At 44.9% G+C, this 14,851-nt stretch carries 16 protein-coding genes; 14 read left to right on the plus strand and 2 right to left on the minus strand.

The features are described 5' to 3' along the window. Positions 1-105 precede the first annotated feature (105 nt). Genes prmA through thiI form a run of 4 tightly spaced genes read left to right on the plus strand, consistent with a single transcriptional unit; the run spans position 106 to position 4,229 of the window. Entirely contained in the window at positions 106-1,059 is a 954-nt protein-coding gene (gene prmA / locus DWZ93_RS09260; RefSeq protein ID WP_118452748.1) for a 50S ribosomal protein L11 methyltransferase, read from the plus strand. 28 nt (positions 1,060-1,087) lie between these two features. Continuing rightward, the gene (locus DWZ93_RS09265) at positions 1,088-1,825 is read left to right on the plus strand and encodes a 16S rRNA (uracil(1498)-N(3))-methyltransferase (RefSeq protein WP_118452706.1); all 738 of its coding nucleotides are present in this window, start codon (positions 1,088-1,090) and stop codon (positions 1,823-1,825) included. A gap of 43 nt (positions 1,826-1,868) precedes the next feature. Beyond that, a complete protein-coding gene (locus tag DWZ93_RS09270; protein ID WP_118452707.1) occupies positions 1,869-3,026 on the plus strand; it encodes a cysteine desulfurase family protein in 1,158 nt (385 codons plus the stop codon). A gap of 15 nt (positions 3,027-3,041) precedes the next feature. Further along, entirely contained in the window at positions 3,042-4,229 is a 1,188-nt protein-coding gene (thiI, locus tag DWZ93_RS09275; protein WP_118452708.1) for a tRNA uracil 4-sulfurtransferase ThiI, read from the plus strand. A gap of 102 nt (positions 4,230-4,331) precedes the next feature. Here thiI and DWZ93_RS09280 read toward each other — a convergent pair whose 3' ends face one another. Next, positions 4,332-4,568 (minus strand): HPr family phosphocarrier protein, encoded by a 237-nt coding sequence (locus tag DWZ93_RS09280; RefSeq protein ID WP_118452709.1) that lies wholly within the window; start codon positions 4,566-4,568, stop codon positions 4,332-4,334. 123 nt (positions 4,569-4,691) lie between these two features. Here DWZ93_RS09280 and mtaB point away from each other — a divergent pair, with 123 nt between their 5' ends. The 8 genes from mtaB to DWZ93_RS09320 are packed head-to-tail and all read left to right on the plus strand — an operon-like array spanning position 4,692 to position 11,104. Beyond that, complete coding sequence (gene mtaB, locus DWZ93_RS09285; protein WP_118382313.1) at positions 4,692-5,981, plus strand: tRNA (N(6)-L-threonylcarbamoyladenosine(37)-C(2))-methylthiotransferase MtaB; 1,290 nt, start codon at positions 4,692-4,694, stop codon at positions 5,979-5,981. A gap of 57 nt (positions 5,982-6,038) precedes the next feature. After that, the gene (locus tag DWZ93_RS09290) at positions 6,039-6,305 is read left to right on the plus strand and encodes an IreB family regulatory phosphoprotein (protein ID WP_118382314.1); all 267 of its coding nucleotides are present in this window, start codon (positions 6,039-6,041) and stop codon (positions 6,303-6,305) included. Positions 6,306-6,308: 3 nt separating this feature from the next. After that, positions 6,309-6,728 carry a Holliday junction resolvase RuvX gene (gene ruvX, locus DWZ93_RS09295; protein ID WP_118452710.1) on the plus strand — a complete coding sequence of 140 codons (420 nt, stop codon included), beginning with the start codon at positions 6,309-6,311 and terminating at the stop codon, positions 6,726-6,728. 38 nt (positions 6,729-6,766) lie between these two features. Further along, positions 6,767-7,027: a DUF1292 domain-containing protein gene (locus DWZ93_RS09300; RefSeq protein ID WP_118382316.1), complete on the plus strand. Its 261-nt coding sequence runs from the start codon at positions 6,767-6,769 to the stop codon at positions 7,025-7,027. A gap of 6 nt (positions 7,028-7,033) precedes the next feature. Next, the gene (locus DWZ93_RS09305) at positions 7,034-7,498 is read left to right on the plus strand and encodes a Fur family transcriptional regulator (RefSeq protein ID WP_118382317.1); all 465 of its coding nucleotides are present in this window, start codon (positions 7,034-7,036) and stop codon (positions 7,496-7,498) included. Positions 7,499-7,519: 21 nt separating this feature from the next. Beyond that, entirely contained in the window at positions 7,520-9,187 is a 1,668-nt protein-coding gene (locus DWZ93_RS09310; RefSeq protein ID WP_118382318.1) for a ribonuclease J, read from the plus strand. A 2-nt stretch (positions 9,188-9,189) separates the two neighbouring features. Beyond that, positions 9,190-9,846 carry an O-methyltransferase gene (locus tag DWZ93_RS09315; RefSeq protein WP_118452711.1) on the plus strand — a complete coding sequence of 219 codons (657 nt, stop codon included), beginning with the start codon at positions 9,190-9,192 and terminating at the stop codon, positions 9,844-9,846. Positions 9,847-9,877: 31 nt separating this feature from the next. After that, positions 9,878-11,104 carry a peptidase U32 family protein gene (locus DWZ93_RS09320; RefSeq protein ID WP_118452712.1) on the plus strand — a complete coding sequence of 409 codons (1,227 nt, stop codon included), beginning with the start codon at positions 9,878-9,880 and terminating at the stop codon, positions 11,102-11,104. A gap of 19 nt (positions 11,105-11,123) precedes the next feature. Here the strand turns inward: DWZ93_RS09320 and sigK are convergent, their stop codons facing one another. Continuing rightward, on the minus strand, positions 11,124-11,741 hold the full coding sequence (gene sigK / locus DWZ93_RS09325) for an RNA polymerase sporulation sigma factor SigK (protein ID WP_118452713.1): 618 nt from the start codon (positions 11,739-11,741) through the stop codon (positions 11,124-11,126). Between the two features lie 415 nt (positions 11,742-12,156). Between sigK and DWZ93_RS09330 the strand changes: the two genes are divergently transcribed. Further along, positions 12,157-13,701, plus strand: a complete 1,545-nt coding sequence (locus DWZ93_RS09330; protein WP_334294760.1) for a YifB family Mg chelatase-like AAA ATPase — start codon at positions 12,157-12,159, stop codon at positions 13,699-13,701. Continuing rightward, positions 13,698-14,816 (plus strand): DNA-processing protein DprA, encoded by a 1,119-nt coding sequence (gene dprA / locus DWZ93_RS09335; protein ID WP_118452715.1) that lies wholly within the window; start codon positions 13,698-13,700, stop codon positions 14,814-14,816. Before DWZ93_RS09330 ends, dprA begins: the two co-directional genes overlap by 4 nt. Positions 14,817-14,851 lie beyond the last annotated feature (35 nt).

Consider the following 14,851-nt stretch of genomic DNA (forward strand, 5'->3'; position numbering starts at 1 on the left):
TTTATGAAATGTAGCTAAATATATGCAGGGTGTATTTACACATTTGTAAAGAATATGTTACTATTAAAACAGTTTGCGTATATGTATGAAAAGGTGGAAGAGCATATGAAATGGAATAAATTTAGAATTAAAACAACGACAGAAGCAGAGGATATTGTCTGCAGCAGTCTGATGGATCTGGGAATCCAGGGTGTGGAAGTGGAAGACAAGATTCCGCTTACCCAGAGAGAGAAGGAGCAGATGTTTGTGGACATCCTGCCGGAGATCGATGTGGATGACGGCGTGGCTTATATCAGCTTCTATCTGGAAGAGGATGAGGACAAGGAGAAGATGCTTCAGGCAGTCCGTGAGGAACTGAAAGAGATCGGTACCTATGTGAATGTCGGAAGTATGGAGATCGAAGAGTCTCAGACGGAAGATGTAGACTGGGTAAATAACTGGAAGCAGTATTTCCATCAGTTTACTATTGATGATGTACTGATTATCCCTTCTTGGGAAGATGTACAGCCGGAGGATGAGGATAAGATGATCATTCATATCGATCCGGGTACAGCATTTGGTACAGGTATGCATGAGACGACACAGCTCTGCATCCGTCAGATAAAAAAATACGTAACAGAAGATACAGAGATTCTGGATGTGGGATGCGGAAGTGGTATTCTTGGTATGCTGGCATTGAAGTTTGGTGCGAAGCATTCAACAGGTACAGACCTGGATCCGTGTGCAATCGATGCGACACATGAGAATATGGACGTAAATGGAATAAGCCGTGACCAGTACCGTGTTATGATCGGTAATATTATCGATGACAAAGAGGTACAGGATCAGGTTGGATATGACCGTTATGATATCGTGGCTGCTAATATCCTTGCAGATGTATTGGTTCCACTGACTCCGGTTATCCTGAATCATCTGAAGACTGGTGGGATTTATATTACAAGCGGTATTATCGAAGAGAAGGAAGAGACTGTGGTAGAAGCAGTGAAGGCAGCAGGTCTTGAAGTACTGGAAGTAAACCATCAGGGTGAATGGGTATCAGTAACCGCCAGAAAGAATTAATCATACAGGCGGAGAGCAGGAGGAAGTCATGCAGCAGTTTTTTGTGACAGCGGATCAGGTACAGGAAAATCAGATTTACATAGAAGGAACTGACGTTAACCATATGAAGAATGTGCTTCGGATGCGTCCGGGTGAGAAGCTTGGCATCAGTGATGGTAATAATCACCATTATATCTGTCAGGTGGAAAAATACGAGGATGCACAGGCAGTTCTCACGATTCTGGAGGAGGAGAGTGTAGATACGGAATTGCCGTCTAAGATCTATCTGTTCCAGGGTCTGCCAAAGGGGGACAAGATGGAACTGATCGTGCAGAAAGCAGTAGAACTTGGTGTATATAAGATCGTTCCGGTAGCGATGAAGCGCTGTGTTGTACGTCTGGATGATAAGAAAGCAGCGAAAAAGGTAGAGCGTTGGGGTGAGATTGCGAGAAGTGCAGCGAAGCAGTCAGGAAGAGGTATTGTACCGAAGGTCGGAGGCTTATTGAAATACGATGAAGCACTGATGCTATCCAAAGAGCTGGATGTAGTCATGATTCCTTATGAACTGGCAGAAGGTATGGAACAGACGAAACAGATCATGGAATCCGTGAAACCGGGACAGTCAGTAGGCATCTTTATCGGACCGGAAGGCGGTTTTGAAAAAGAGGAAGTAGAGCAGGCAAAAGAGGCAGGTGCAAGTGAGATTACACTTGGCAAACGCATCCTTCGGACAGAGACCGCCGGGCTTACTGCATTATCGATCCTGATGTACCATTTAGAAAAGTAATCATATTTTATATAGTAGAAGATTATATGGAAAGGAACAGATCATGAAAGTATATCTGGATAATTCGGGTACTACCAAAGCGTATGATGAAGTTGGCGATCTTGTACGCAAAGTGTTGTGTGAAGATTTCGGTAATCCATCTTCCATGCATTACCGTGGAGTGGAATCGGAACAATATATAAAAGAAGCAAAAGATACGTTAGCGAAGATTCTGAAAGTACAGCAAAAAGAGATTTTCTTTACTTCAGGAGGAACAGAGAGTGATAACTGGGCGCTGATTGGGGCTGCAAGAGCTAACAAACGAGCAGGAAAGCATCTGATTGCGTCGTCTATAGAACACCCGGCGATTCTTAATACACTGCGTTTTCTGGAAGAAGAGGAAGGATATCGTGTGACTTATCTTCCGGTGGATGCTTACGGAAGAGTGAAGCTGGATGCATTGCAGGAGGCATTGTGTCCGGAGACCATCCTGGTATCTATTATGTATGTGAATAACGAAGTTGGATCTGTACAGCCGATCCAGGAAGCAGCAAGTATTGTAAAGGCTTATAATAAAGATATTCTGTTCCATGTGGATGCAGTACAGGGATTTGGAAAATACCGCATTTATCCGAAAAAGTTAAAAGTCGATATGCTTTCGGTCAGTGGTCATAAGATCCATGGCCCGAAAGGTGTGGGCTTCTTGTACATTGATGAGCATGTGAAGATTCGTCCGATCATATACGGCGGAGGACAGCAGAAGAATATGCGCTCCGGTACAGACAATGTCCCGGGAATCGCAGGCATGGCGCTGGCGGCATCCATGTGCTACGATCATCTGGAAGAAAAGGTGGAGTATATGCGTCAGATAAAGTCGCATTTTGTAGAAGAAGTACTGAAGCTTCCTGATACAGTCGTTCATGGCCTCTATGATGAGACTAGTGCACCACACATTATCAGTGTAGGATTTGCAGGCGTAAGAAGTGAAGTGCTTCTGCATGCACTGGAAGACAAAGGTATCTGCGTATCCGCGGGCTCTGCGTGTGCATCAAACCATCCTGCTATCAGCGGAGTGCTGAAAGGAATTGGTGCGAAGAAAGAATATCTGGATGCGACGATCCGCTTCAGTATGTCAGAGATGACGACGAAAGAAGAGATGGACTATACACTTCAGGCACTGCAGGAACTGGTGCCGATGCTTAGAAGATATACGAGACATTAAGAGAAAGGAAATACTATGACATTTCAGACATTTTTATTAAAATACGGAGAAATTGGAATTAAAGGTAAGAACCGTCATCTCTTTGAGGATGCGTTGGTGCGTCAGGTGCGTTACGCACTCAAGGATCTGGACGGAGAATTTGAAGTACACAAGTCACAGGCAAGGATTTATGTAGATTGTGAAGGCGCGTACGATAGTGATGAAGTGATCGAACGTCTGCAGACAGTATTCGGACTGGTAGGGATCTGTCCGGTCGTGCGCAAGCCAGATCAGGGATTTGATCAGTTGAAAAAAGATGTGGTTGCATTCATGGATGAGATGTATCCGGACAAGAATATCACATTTAAGGTAGAAGCGAGAAGAAGCAGAAAGAGTTATCCGTTGAACTCTATGGAGATTAACTGCAAAGCAGGAGAAGCGGTGCTGGATGCATTTCCGGAGATCCGCGTGGATGTACACAAGCCAGATGTACTGCTTCACATTGAAGTGCGCAATGAAATCTATATTTATTCACAGATCATTCCGGGACCTGGTGGAATGCCGGTTGGAACCAATGGAAAAGCAATGCTTCTGTTATCTGGTGGAATCGACAGTCCGGTAGCAGGATATATGATCTCAAAACGAGGCGTAGGTCTGGAGGCAACTTATTTCCATGCACCGCCGTACACCAGTGAACGCGCAAAGCAGAAGGTTGTAGACCTGGCAGCAATCGTGGCAAGATATGCCGGACCGATCAAACTGAATGTGGTTAACTTTACGGATATTCAGTTATATATTTACGATCAGTGTCCACATGATGAGCTGACCATTATCATGCGTCGTTATATGATGAAGATCGCGCAGCATTTTGCAGAAGAAAGCGGATGTCTGGGACTGATCACAGGTGAGAGTATCGGTCAGGTGGCAAGCCAGACCATGCAGAGTCTTGCGGCTACCAATGAAGTATGTACGATGCCGGTATACCGTCCGCTGATCGGATTTGATAAACAGGAGATTGTAGAAGTGTCTGAGAAGATTGGAACTTATGAGACATCGATCCAGCCGTTCGAGGACTGTTGTACTATCTTTGTGGCGAAACATCCGGTAACCAAACCGAATATCAATATTATCAAGAAGTCAGAGGAGAAGCTTGCTGAGAAGATCGATGAGCTTGTTCAGACGGCAATTGATACTGTAGAAGTAATAGAAGTGCGTCGTTCTTAGACGGCGCACTTCTTAAAAATGCCATGGTTGCGAGAGCGTGAAGCATGTAGCAATCCGCAGGCATTATTAATTATAATATTATTATAACAACATGATAATGGATTAGATGAGATAATCTTTCAGAGTGTCGAGGATCTTGTCCACGTTCTCATCTGTGTGGATGTTCAGTGTGATCGGCTTGGTTAAGTCCAAACTGAAGATACCCATGATAGATTTAGCGTCAACGACATATCTTCCGGAAACCAGATCGAATTCATTATCAAACTTGGTGACTTCATTGACAAATGATTTCACCTTTGCAAGAGTATCTGTATCGAAAGAAATCTGTACAGTTTTCATTCTTGTTACCTCCTTTTGTATGTGGAAATGTCGAAAAAATGTCATATATGTCTTATCTGTGGCATCTGACATTCTATAAACATATTAAAAGGCGTCAGTAGAAAAGTCAAGGAGAAACTAATTATGAGAAAAGCAGCACTTCATAACCTTGGATGCAAGGTGAATGCTTATGAAACCGAGGCAATGCAGGAGATGCTGGAGCAGAACGGTTATGAGATCGTGCCTTTTGCAGAGGGCGCAGATGTGTATGTGATCAATACCTGTACGGTTACCAATATGGCTGACCGCAAATCCAGACAGATGCTCCACAGAGCCAGAAAAATGAATCCGAATGCAGTAGTCGTAGCTGCGGGTTGTTATGTGCAGGCGCAGGGTGCGAAAGCGGATGACTGCATTGACATTATCATCGGTAATAATAAAAAGAAAGATCTCATCGCAATCCTGGATGAGCATTTTGCTAAAATAGAAGAAAAAGAACCACAGGTAGAGTTGATTGACATTGCACATACCCATGAATATGAGGAAATGCGTGTGTCCAGACAGGCAGAACATACCAGAGCCAATGTAAAGGTACAGGACGGATGCAACCAGTTCTGTTCTTACTGCATTATCCCGTATGCCAGAGGACGGGTGCGCAGCCGTAAAATGGAGGACGTGCTTGCGGAGGTGCACACACTGGCGTCCAATGGGTATCAGGAGATCGTATTGACCGGAATCCATCTCAGTTCTTACGGTATTGATACCGGGGAAAATCTGCTGGAACTGATCCGTGCCGTACATCAGGTGGAAGGTATCCTGCGTATTCGTCTGGGTTCGTTGGAGCCGCGTATTATTACCAGAGAATTCGCAGAGGGGATAGCGGCACTTCCGAAGATGTGTCCGCATTTCCATCTGTCTTTGCAGAGTGGATGTAATACAACCTTGAAGCGGATGAACCGCAGATATACAGCAGAAGAATACTATGAGAAATGCGAACTGTTGAGAGAGGTTTTTGATCATCCTGCGCTTACAACTGATGTGATCGTAGGATTCCCGGGTGAGACGGAAGAAGAGTTCCGGGAGTCAAAGGCATTTCTGGAGAAAGTGAACTTCTATGAGACACACATTTTCAAATATTCCAGACGTCAGGGCACTAAGGCAGCCGAGATGAAGGATCAGGTACCGGAGCCTGTGAAAACTGAGCGCAGCAATCAGCTGATCGCTCTTGGCAAGGTAAATAAAAAGGCATTTGAAGACCGCCTGATCGGACAGACAGTAGAAGTCCTTATGGAAGAGGAGATTCAGCGCGACAGTGAGACGTGGCAGATCGGACATACGAGAGAGTATGTGAAAGTTGGACGAAAAACGGAAGAAAATCTTGCAAATCAGTTAATAAATGTAGAAATCGAAAATCGTTCGCAAATAATTGATTGAATTTTATAATGGATTCATGTAGAATAAAGTTGAAGTATTTCGAGAGGACGTGAGTATATGAAAGATTTAACCAACACACAGTTTTTTCAGGTAGAAAGCGGTCCGCAGATTCAGGCAAAAGATATTCTTGAGATCGTGTATGAAGCACTGAGCGAGAAAGGCTATAATCCTGTGAATCAGATCGTAGGATATATTATGTCAGGAGATCCTACTTATATCACAAGTTATAATGGAGCCAGAAGCCTGATTATGAAGATGGAGCGGGACGAGTTAGTAGAAGAGATGCTGAAGACGTATATCAAGCATTTCGGATGGGAAGAATAGTATATGAGAATTATGGGGCTTGATTACGGATCGAAGACGGTCGGTGTCGCTATGAGCGATCCGCTTGGAATCACGGCACAGGCGGTCGAGACGATCTGGAGGAAGGACGAGAATAAGTTGCGCAAAACCTGTGCGCGGATTGAAGAACTGATCAGTGAGTATGAGGTGGAGAGGATTGTTCTCGGACTTCCGAAGCACATGAATAATGATCTGGGAGAGAGAGCACAGAAGGCTCTCGCGTTCGGAGAGATGGTGAAGCGCCGTACAGGGCTGGAAGTCGTGATGTGGGACGAGCGTCTCACGACAGTAGAAGCAGAGCGTACTTTGATCGAGAATAATGTAAGACGTGAGAACCGTAAGCAGTATATTGATAAGATTGCCGCGGTTTTTATTTTGCAGGGATACCTGGATTCGATTGGATAATTTTCGATAAGATAATTAGAACAGAGGTGAAGTGTCGGATGGAAAAGATTACGATGTTATCAGATGAGAATGGAGAAGAACTGGAATTTTATGTACTGGAACAGACAAAGGTTAATGGAGTGACATACATTCTGGTGACAGATTCTGAATATGGGGATGCGGAATGTACGATATTAAAGGATACATCCGATGCAGAGGATAAGGACTGCGTGTTTGAATTTGTAGAAGACGACGTGGAAATGAACGCTGTATTTAAGATATTCGAGGAGTTGTTGGAGGACGTAGACATCGAAAGGTAGCGTGCTATGGCGATAAGTCAGGAAGAGTTTAAGAAACTACTGAAAGAAAAAGGGTTAAAAGTGACCAATCAGAGGTTGCTTGTATTAGAAGTACTTGCGGATCATCGTGACACTCATATGACTGCAGAGGACATTTATGACCTGGTAAAGGAAGACTATCCGGAGATTGGTCTTGCAACAATCTACCGGACATTACAGTTGCTGCTGAATATGCAGTTAGTGGATCGTATTAATTTGGATGATGGGTGTATCAGGTATGAGATTGGTGACCAGCTGAACGGGGAATTAAAGCATCACCATCATCATCTGATATGTAATATATGTGGAAAGGTTCTTCCGTTTCGACATGACCTTTTGGACGATTTGGAGCGTCAGATTGAGGAAGAAACGGGATTCCATGTGTTAGATCATGAATTAAAATTTTACGGCCAGTGTAAAGAATGTCTGAAGAAAGATCAGGATCAGATGTAATAACACATGGAGGTGTAAAGTTTGAAGAAAGGGAAAAACGGAAAATTGCGAATCATTCCGCTCGGAGGTCTTGAGAAGATCGGAATGAACATCACTGCCTTCGAATTCGGAGACAGTATTGTTGTTGTGGATTGCGGACTGGCATTCCCAGAGGACGATATGCTGGGGATCGATCTGGTAATCCCGGATATTACTTATCTGAAAGACAACATTAAGAAAGTTAAGGGCTTTGTGATTACCCATGGACACGAAGACCATATTGGCGCATTGTCGTATGTATTGAAGGAAATTAACCTGCCAATCTATGCGACAAAGCTTACGATGGGTATTATCGAAAAGAAGCTGGCTGAGCATAATCTGCTCCGCTCTACCCGCAGAAAGGTAGTAAAGCATGGACAGTCTATCATGTTGGGACAGTTTCGTATTGAATTTATTAAGACAAACCACAGTATTCAGGATGCATCAGCACTTGCAATCTATTCGCCGGCAGGTATTGTGATTCACACAGGAGACTTTAAGGTAGACTACACACCGGTATTTGGTGATGCGATTGATCTGCAGCGTTTTGCTGAGATTGGTAAGAAAGGTGTACTGGCACTCATGTCAGACAGTACCAATGCAGAGCGAAAGGGCTTCACGCAGTCTGAGCGTACCGTGGGATATACCTTTGATCATTTATTTGCGGAGTACAAGGATACCCGTATTATTATTGCAACATTTGCATCTAACGTAGACCGTGTGCAGCAGATCATCAACTCTGCTTACAAATACGGACGTAAGGTTGTAGTTGAAGGACGAAGCATGGTTAATATTATTGCTACGGCACAGGAACTTGGCTATCTCAAGGTTCCGGACAGAACTTTGATCGAGATCGATCAGCTTAAGAATTACCCGCCGGAGAAGACAGTACTGATCACGACGGGAAGTCAGGGAGAGTCTATGGCCGCACTGTCCAGAATGGCAGCGGATATTCACCGCAAGATTACCATTATGCCGAATGATACAGTTATCTTCAGTTCCAATCCGATACCGGGTAATGAAAAATCCGTTTCCCGTGTCATCAACGAACTGTCAGAAAAAGGCGCGAATGTCATTTTCCAGGATGCACATGTATCCGGACATGCCTGCCAGGAAGAACTGAAGTTGATCTACTCTCTGGTAAAACCGAAATATGCAGTACCGATCCATGGTGAATACCGTCACAGAAAGGCGAATGCCAAACTGGCTGAGTCGCTTGGCATTCCGAAGGAGAACATCTTCATGCTGCAGTCCGGTGATGTACTGGAGGTAAGCGAAGAAGAGGCTAAGGTTGTAGATAAGGTACACACAGGCGAGGTTCTGGTAGACGGACTTGGAGTCGGTGATGTTGGTAATATCGTACTGCGTGATCGTCAGCATCTGGCAGAAGATGGTATCCTGATTGTTGTGATGACGCTGGAAAAGGGTACCAATCAGTTGCTTGCAGGCCCGGATATTGTATCCAGAGGTTTCGTATATGTAAGAGAATCAGAAGGTCTGATGGAAGACGCCAGACACGTATTGGAAGAAGCGCTTGGCAATTATCTGGGACGTCAGAAGAATGCAGACTGGAGCAAGATCAAGCTTGTTGTCCGCGATACGATGAATGAATTTATCTGGAAGCGTACCAAGAGAAGACCGATGATCCTTCCGATCATTATGGATGTATAGAAATGATAGTAGATGAAAGAATGGTGACTTATATCCATTCGCTGGAGACGCCGGAAAATTCTCTGCTGGAGGAGATTGAAAAAGAGGCACTGGATACCTATGTGCCGATTATCCGGAAAGAGACCAAGAGCTTTTTGAAGACATTGATTACCATGAACCGTCCGATGAACATATTGGAAGTCGGTACGGCGGTTGGTTTTTCGGCACTTGTTATGAGTGAATATGCTCCGGCAGGATGTAAGATTACTACAATTGAGAATTATGATAAACGAATCCCGATTGCCCGCGAGAATTTTAAGAGGGCAGGGAAAGAATCGGACATTACTCTGTTAGAGGGGGATGCGCTGGAAGTTATGAAGGGGCTTGCGGGCCCCTATGACTTTGTATTTATGGATGCGGCAAAGGGACAGTATATCCATTATCTCCCAGAGGTCACAAGACTTCTTTCGGAGGGCGGCGTGCTGGTCTCTGACAATGTACTTCAGGACGGAGATGTGATTGAGTCCAGATATGCGGTCGAACGCAGAAACCGGACGATCCACAGCCGTATGCGGGAGTATTTATTTGAGCTGAAACACAGTGATATCTATGAGACATCTATCCTTCCGTTGGGAGATGGAATTGCACTTAGCGTAAAGCGCAGAACGTCCGAGAAGTAACAGATACAGATAGTACAGTGAGGAAAGAAAAATGAGCAGACATCCGGAATTATTGATTCCAGCCAGCAGTCTGGAAGTATTAAAAACAGCAGTTATATTTGGTGCTGATGCGGTATATATCGGCGGAGAAGTCTTTGGACTGCGTGCTAAGGCGAAGAATTTCAGCCATGACGATATGAAAGAAGGAATCGCATTTGCACACGAGCATGGCGTGCGTGTCCATGTAACGGTCAATATTCTGGCACATAACCGGGATCTTGAAGGCGTGCGGGAATATTTGAAAGAACTGAAAGAGTTAGGACCGGATGCATTGATTATTGCCGATCCGGCAATTTTTGAGATGGCAAAGGAGATCTGCCCTGAGATTGAGCGACATGTCAGTACACAGGCGAATAATACGAACTATGGCACTTATCAGTTCTGGTGGAAGCAGGGAGCAAAGCGTGTGGTATCTGCCAGAGAACTGTCGCTGGCAGAGATCAAAGAGATCCGTGCCAATATCCCAGAAGAGATGGAGATTGAAAGCTTTATTCATGGAGCAATGTGCATTTCCTATTCCGGAAGATGCCTGCTGAGTAATTACTTTACCGGAAGGGATGCCAACCAGGGAGCCTGTACTCATCCATGCCGCTGGAAATATGCGGTCGTAGAAGAGACAAGACCTGGTGAATATATGCCTGTCTATGAAAATGAACGAGGCACCTACATTTTCAATTCCAAGGACTTGTGCATGATCGAACACATTCCGGAATTGATCGATGCAGGAATCGATAGCTTTAAGATTGAAGGTCGTATGAAGACAGCTCTTTATGTGGCGACTGTTGCGAGAACTTATCGCAAAGCGATTGATGATTATCTGGAAGATCCGGAACTTTACCGCAAGAATATGCCATGGTATCTGGATCAGATCAGTAATTGTACGTACAGGCAGTTCACAACTGGATTCTACTTTGGCAGACCGGATGATGAAGCACAAATTTACGATAGCAATACCTATGTAAGAGAGTATACGTATCTGGGTATCATCGGTGGAGAGCGTGACGGCATGTACCGCATCGAACAGCGCAATAAGTTCTCGGTAGGAGAGACAATCGAGTTGATGAAGCCAAACGGAGATAACATCGAAGTGACGGTGAAGAAGATCGTAGACGAGGATGGCAATGAGCAGGAGAGCGCACCACATCCAAAGCAGGTGCTGTATATTGATCTGGGAGGTCATGCTGACCAGTATGACATTTTGAGAAGAAAAGAAGACTAACGCAGATAACGCTGCGGTCCTAGAAATAGGGCCGCAGCTTTTCTATTGCGCTTTTTTCAATACGGGAGACGTAGGAGCGGGAGATGCCAAGCTCTGCAGCAATTTCCCGCTGGGTGTATTCAGCCTCATTATAGAGTCCATAGCGCATTTTCAGTACTGTCCGTTCTCTGGGAGAAAGCTGAGATTCCAGCTTGGAATAAAGAAGTTTGATATCGTCCTTGAGGACGGCTTTTTTGTAAGCATCATCGGTATGAGAATCGATAATATCAAAGATACGGATTTCATTACCTTCCCGGTCGATACCGATTGGCTCATACAGAGAAATGTCACGAAAGTATTTCTTCTTGCTTCTAAGATGCATCAGAATTTCATTTTCGATACACCTTGCAGCGTAGGTTCCAAGCCTGACATTTTTGTCGGAATTGAAGGTAACCACAGATTTGATCAGACCGATTGTGCCGATGGATAGAAGATCTTCGGTGTCTTCGCCAAGCGTCTGATACTTTTTGACGATATGCGCAACCAGCCGGAGATTATGCTCGATCAGGATGTGCTTGGCTTCAAGGTCTCCTTCGGTATATTTTTGCAGATAATACTGTTCTTCGGCAGCTGTTAGGGGAGGAGGAAAAGATTTCACAGTGAGCACCTGACCGCATTTTTACTTACAGTTTATGTGGAAATGGGAGGATTTGTGCTTTTCCATAAAAAGATAAGTGGTGTAGAATATTTTGCTAAAGGAAAGCTGTTATTAGGAGCGTGTATACATGTATCTATTGCGTGAAAGATGATTATGTATGTGAAATTGGAATATCTGAGTATAATTCTTTAGAGAATGTATTAACGGCATTTGAAGCATTTTAGAAAAATACGAGATAAAATAAATCGCTCTGTGGTGACCTGACCAGGTTGCCGTGGGACGATTTATTATGCAAATCTACTGAAATTTTGTTTTTTCTAAAAATCATATTGACGAGTTAACGTAAGAATAGTATAAATGTAACTACGAATACTGATTATGACAACTCGAAAAATGGTAAAATATAGAAGGAGAGATGCGATTGAGTTTCAGTAGAGTATTATCGGCGGCAATGTGTGGCATGGAAGTCATACCGGTGCAGGTAGAGGCTGACGTGAGTAACGGACTGCCGTTGTTTCATATGGTCGGTTATCTGGGAGCGGAAGTGCGAGAAGCAGAGGAGCGTGTACGTACAGCAATCCAGAATGCCTGTGCTGCTTTGCCACCCAAACGAATGGTGATTAATCTGTCGCCGGGCAATGTGAGAAAGCGTGGGACATCGTATGATCTGCCGATCGCACTGGCGGTGTTAGCTGCGGCAGGTTTATTACAGCAGGAATGTCTGGAACAAGTGATGGCAGTGGGTGAACTGGGCTTAGACGGCAGTGTGCAGGGGATTCCTGGGGTGCTTGCAATTGCTGCAAAGGCGAAGGAACAGCAGGTGAGATGTCTGGTTGTTCCGTCTGCCAATGAACGGGAAGCAAGGCTTGTGGAAGGAGTGCGCGTCTGTGGTATTAAATCTCTGGGCGAGATATTTCGACAATTGCTTCAAGGTGAAACCATTGGATGTATCAAAAAGACAGATACACTATTCGAGAGAGAAGTGGTTGCAGGACAGGGAGATTTTGCGGACATTTCCGGACAGTCTGGCATGAAGCGCGCTGCAGAGATTGCGGTGGCCGGCAGACATAATCTGTTGATGGTGGGACCACCGGGCAGTGGCAAGTCTATGATAGCCAAAAGGATTCCTACGATATTTCCGGCTCTTACCAGAGAAGAGAGCCTTAGGATTACCAAAGTATATAGTGTGGCGGGGATGATTAAGTCAGAGCAGCCATTGGTCATGGAACGTCCGTTTCGTGAGGTGAATCAGACAGTGACAAAGGCGGCATTGTTAGGGGGAGGAGCCTGGCCCAAACCCGGTGAACTTACACTCGCCAGTGGAGGTGTGCTGTTTTTGGATGAGCTGGCGGAATTTAAGCGATCTGTACTTGAGGTGCTGCGTCAGCCATTGGAGGAACGGGAAGTGCGGATTGTCAGAAATCATGGCGTGATCATTTATCCGGCAGATGTGATGCTGGTGGCAGCCATGAATCCGTGTCCCTGCGGATATTTTTCTGACCTGAATAAGTGCACATGTACGATATCCCAGATTCGACAGTATCAGGGGAAAATCAGCTATCCGTTCCTTGGTAGGATGGATATCTGTGCAGAGGTACAGGGTGTGGCTTATGAAGATCTGGAGAGGGAAGAACTGGCAGAAAGCTCAGCAGCTATTCGACGAAGGATTGAAAAAGCAAGAAAACGTCAGATGGATCGAGCGGAGAACGGAGAGTTTGTCTATAATGCAGAACTCTCAGGGGAACGTCTGATCAGAGACTGTGAACTTGGAAGGGCAGAAAAAAGAATGATGCGACAGGCTTATGACAGATTTTCATTAAATGCGAGAACCTATCATAAAGTATTAAAGGTGGCACGTACAATTGCAGATTTGGAAGGAGAAGAACGCATAGGGATAGCGCATTTGCAGGAGGCACTTGTTTATCGAAGTATGGATAAGAAGTATTGGGGAAGAGTATGAGAGATACGGAAGAATATAAGTATGAATGGTGGCTTGCTGGAATGCGCCCGTTAACGGATGATAAGAAGCGTGCGCTGGTGGAACATTGGGGCAGTGCCAGAGAAGTGTATAATGGGATATATTATATAGAAGAAAGACAGAAAAAACAGCTTCATTTTTTGAAGGCAGAGGAGATTGATCGTTTGCAGAACTGGGCAAGAACACAGGATGTAGAGAAACTTTATGAACAGGGTCAGAGACTTGGAGTACGCCTTGTTACCTGGTTTGATGAAGCGTATCCGAAGAGACTCAAAAATCTGATCAAGATGCCTTATGGGATCTACGTAAAGGGAAAACTACCGGCGGAAGACAGACCGACAGCAGCCATCGTGGGTGCCAGGAGATGTACGCCTTATGGGGAAGAATTGTCAATCATCCATGCAGAGAATCTGGCGCTTGCCGGAGTGCAGGTGATCAGCGGTATGGCAAGGGGAGTAGACAGCATCTCGCAACGTGCAGCCATTGAGGCAGGGGGAGAGTCTTATGGCGTGCTTGGATGCGGCGTGGACGTATGCTATCCGAAAGAGAATAAAGGACTTTACATAGATCTGCAGAAGCATGGGGGCATTCTGTCGGAGCTTCCACCGGGGACAGCACCGCTGCGGGAATATTTTCCAGCCAGAAATCGCATGATCAGCGGGCTTGCGGACATGATATTGGTAATGGAGGCAAAAGAAAAGAGCGGATCTCTTATCACGGCAACATTTGCATTGGATCAGGGAAAGACGATTTATGCACTTCCGGGACCGGTTACCAGTGAGCTCAGTAAGGGGTGTAACAGGATCATCAGTGACGGTGCAGTTCCGCTTCTGAGCCCGAAATACCTGTTGGAACAGGAAGACCTTAAATTGTTAAAAAATCATACAAATTCACCTTCTGATCGGGTGAAAAATGAAAAAGTGCTTGAAAGTCCAGAAAAATTGTTGTATGCTACCGTTGGTTTGTTTCCAAAGAGCCTGGATACATTGCAGGCGGAAAGCGGGATGAAACGAACAGATATGGTTCATGCCCTTGTGTCTTTGGAAATGAAAGGATATATCAGAGAGATATCCAGAAATCATTTTGTAAAAGCATAAAAGCGTTCTGAACGCATGAAATTAAAGGAGTATAG

Source organism: Dorea sp. AF36-15AT (genome assembly GCF_003477705.1).
In the GTDB taxonomy this organism is placed as follows: domain Bacteria; phylum Bacillota; class Clostridia; order Lachnospirales; family Lachnospiraceae; genus Claveliimonas; species Claveliimonas ammoniilytica.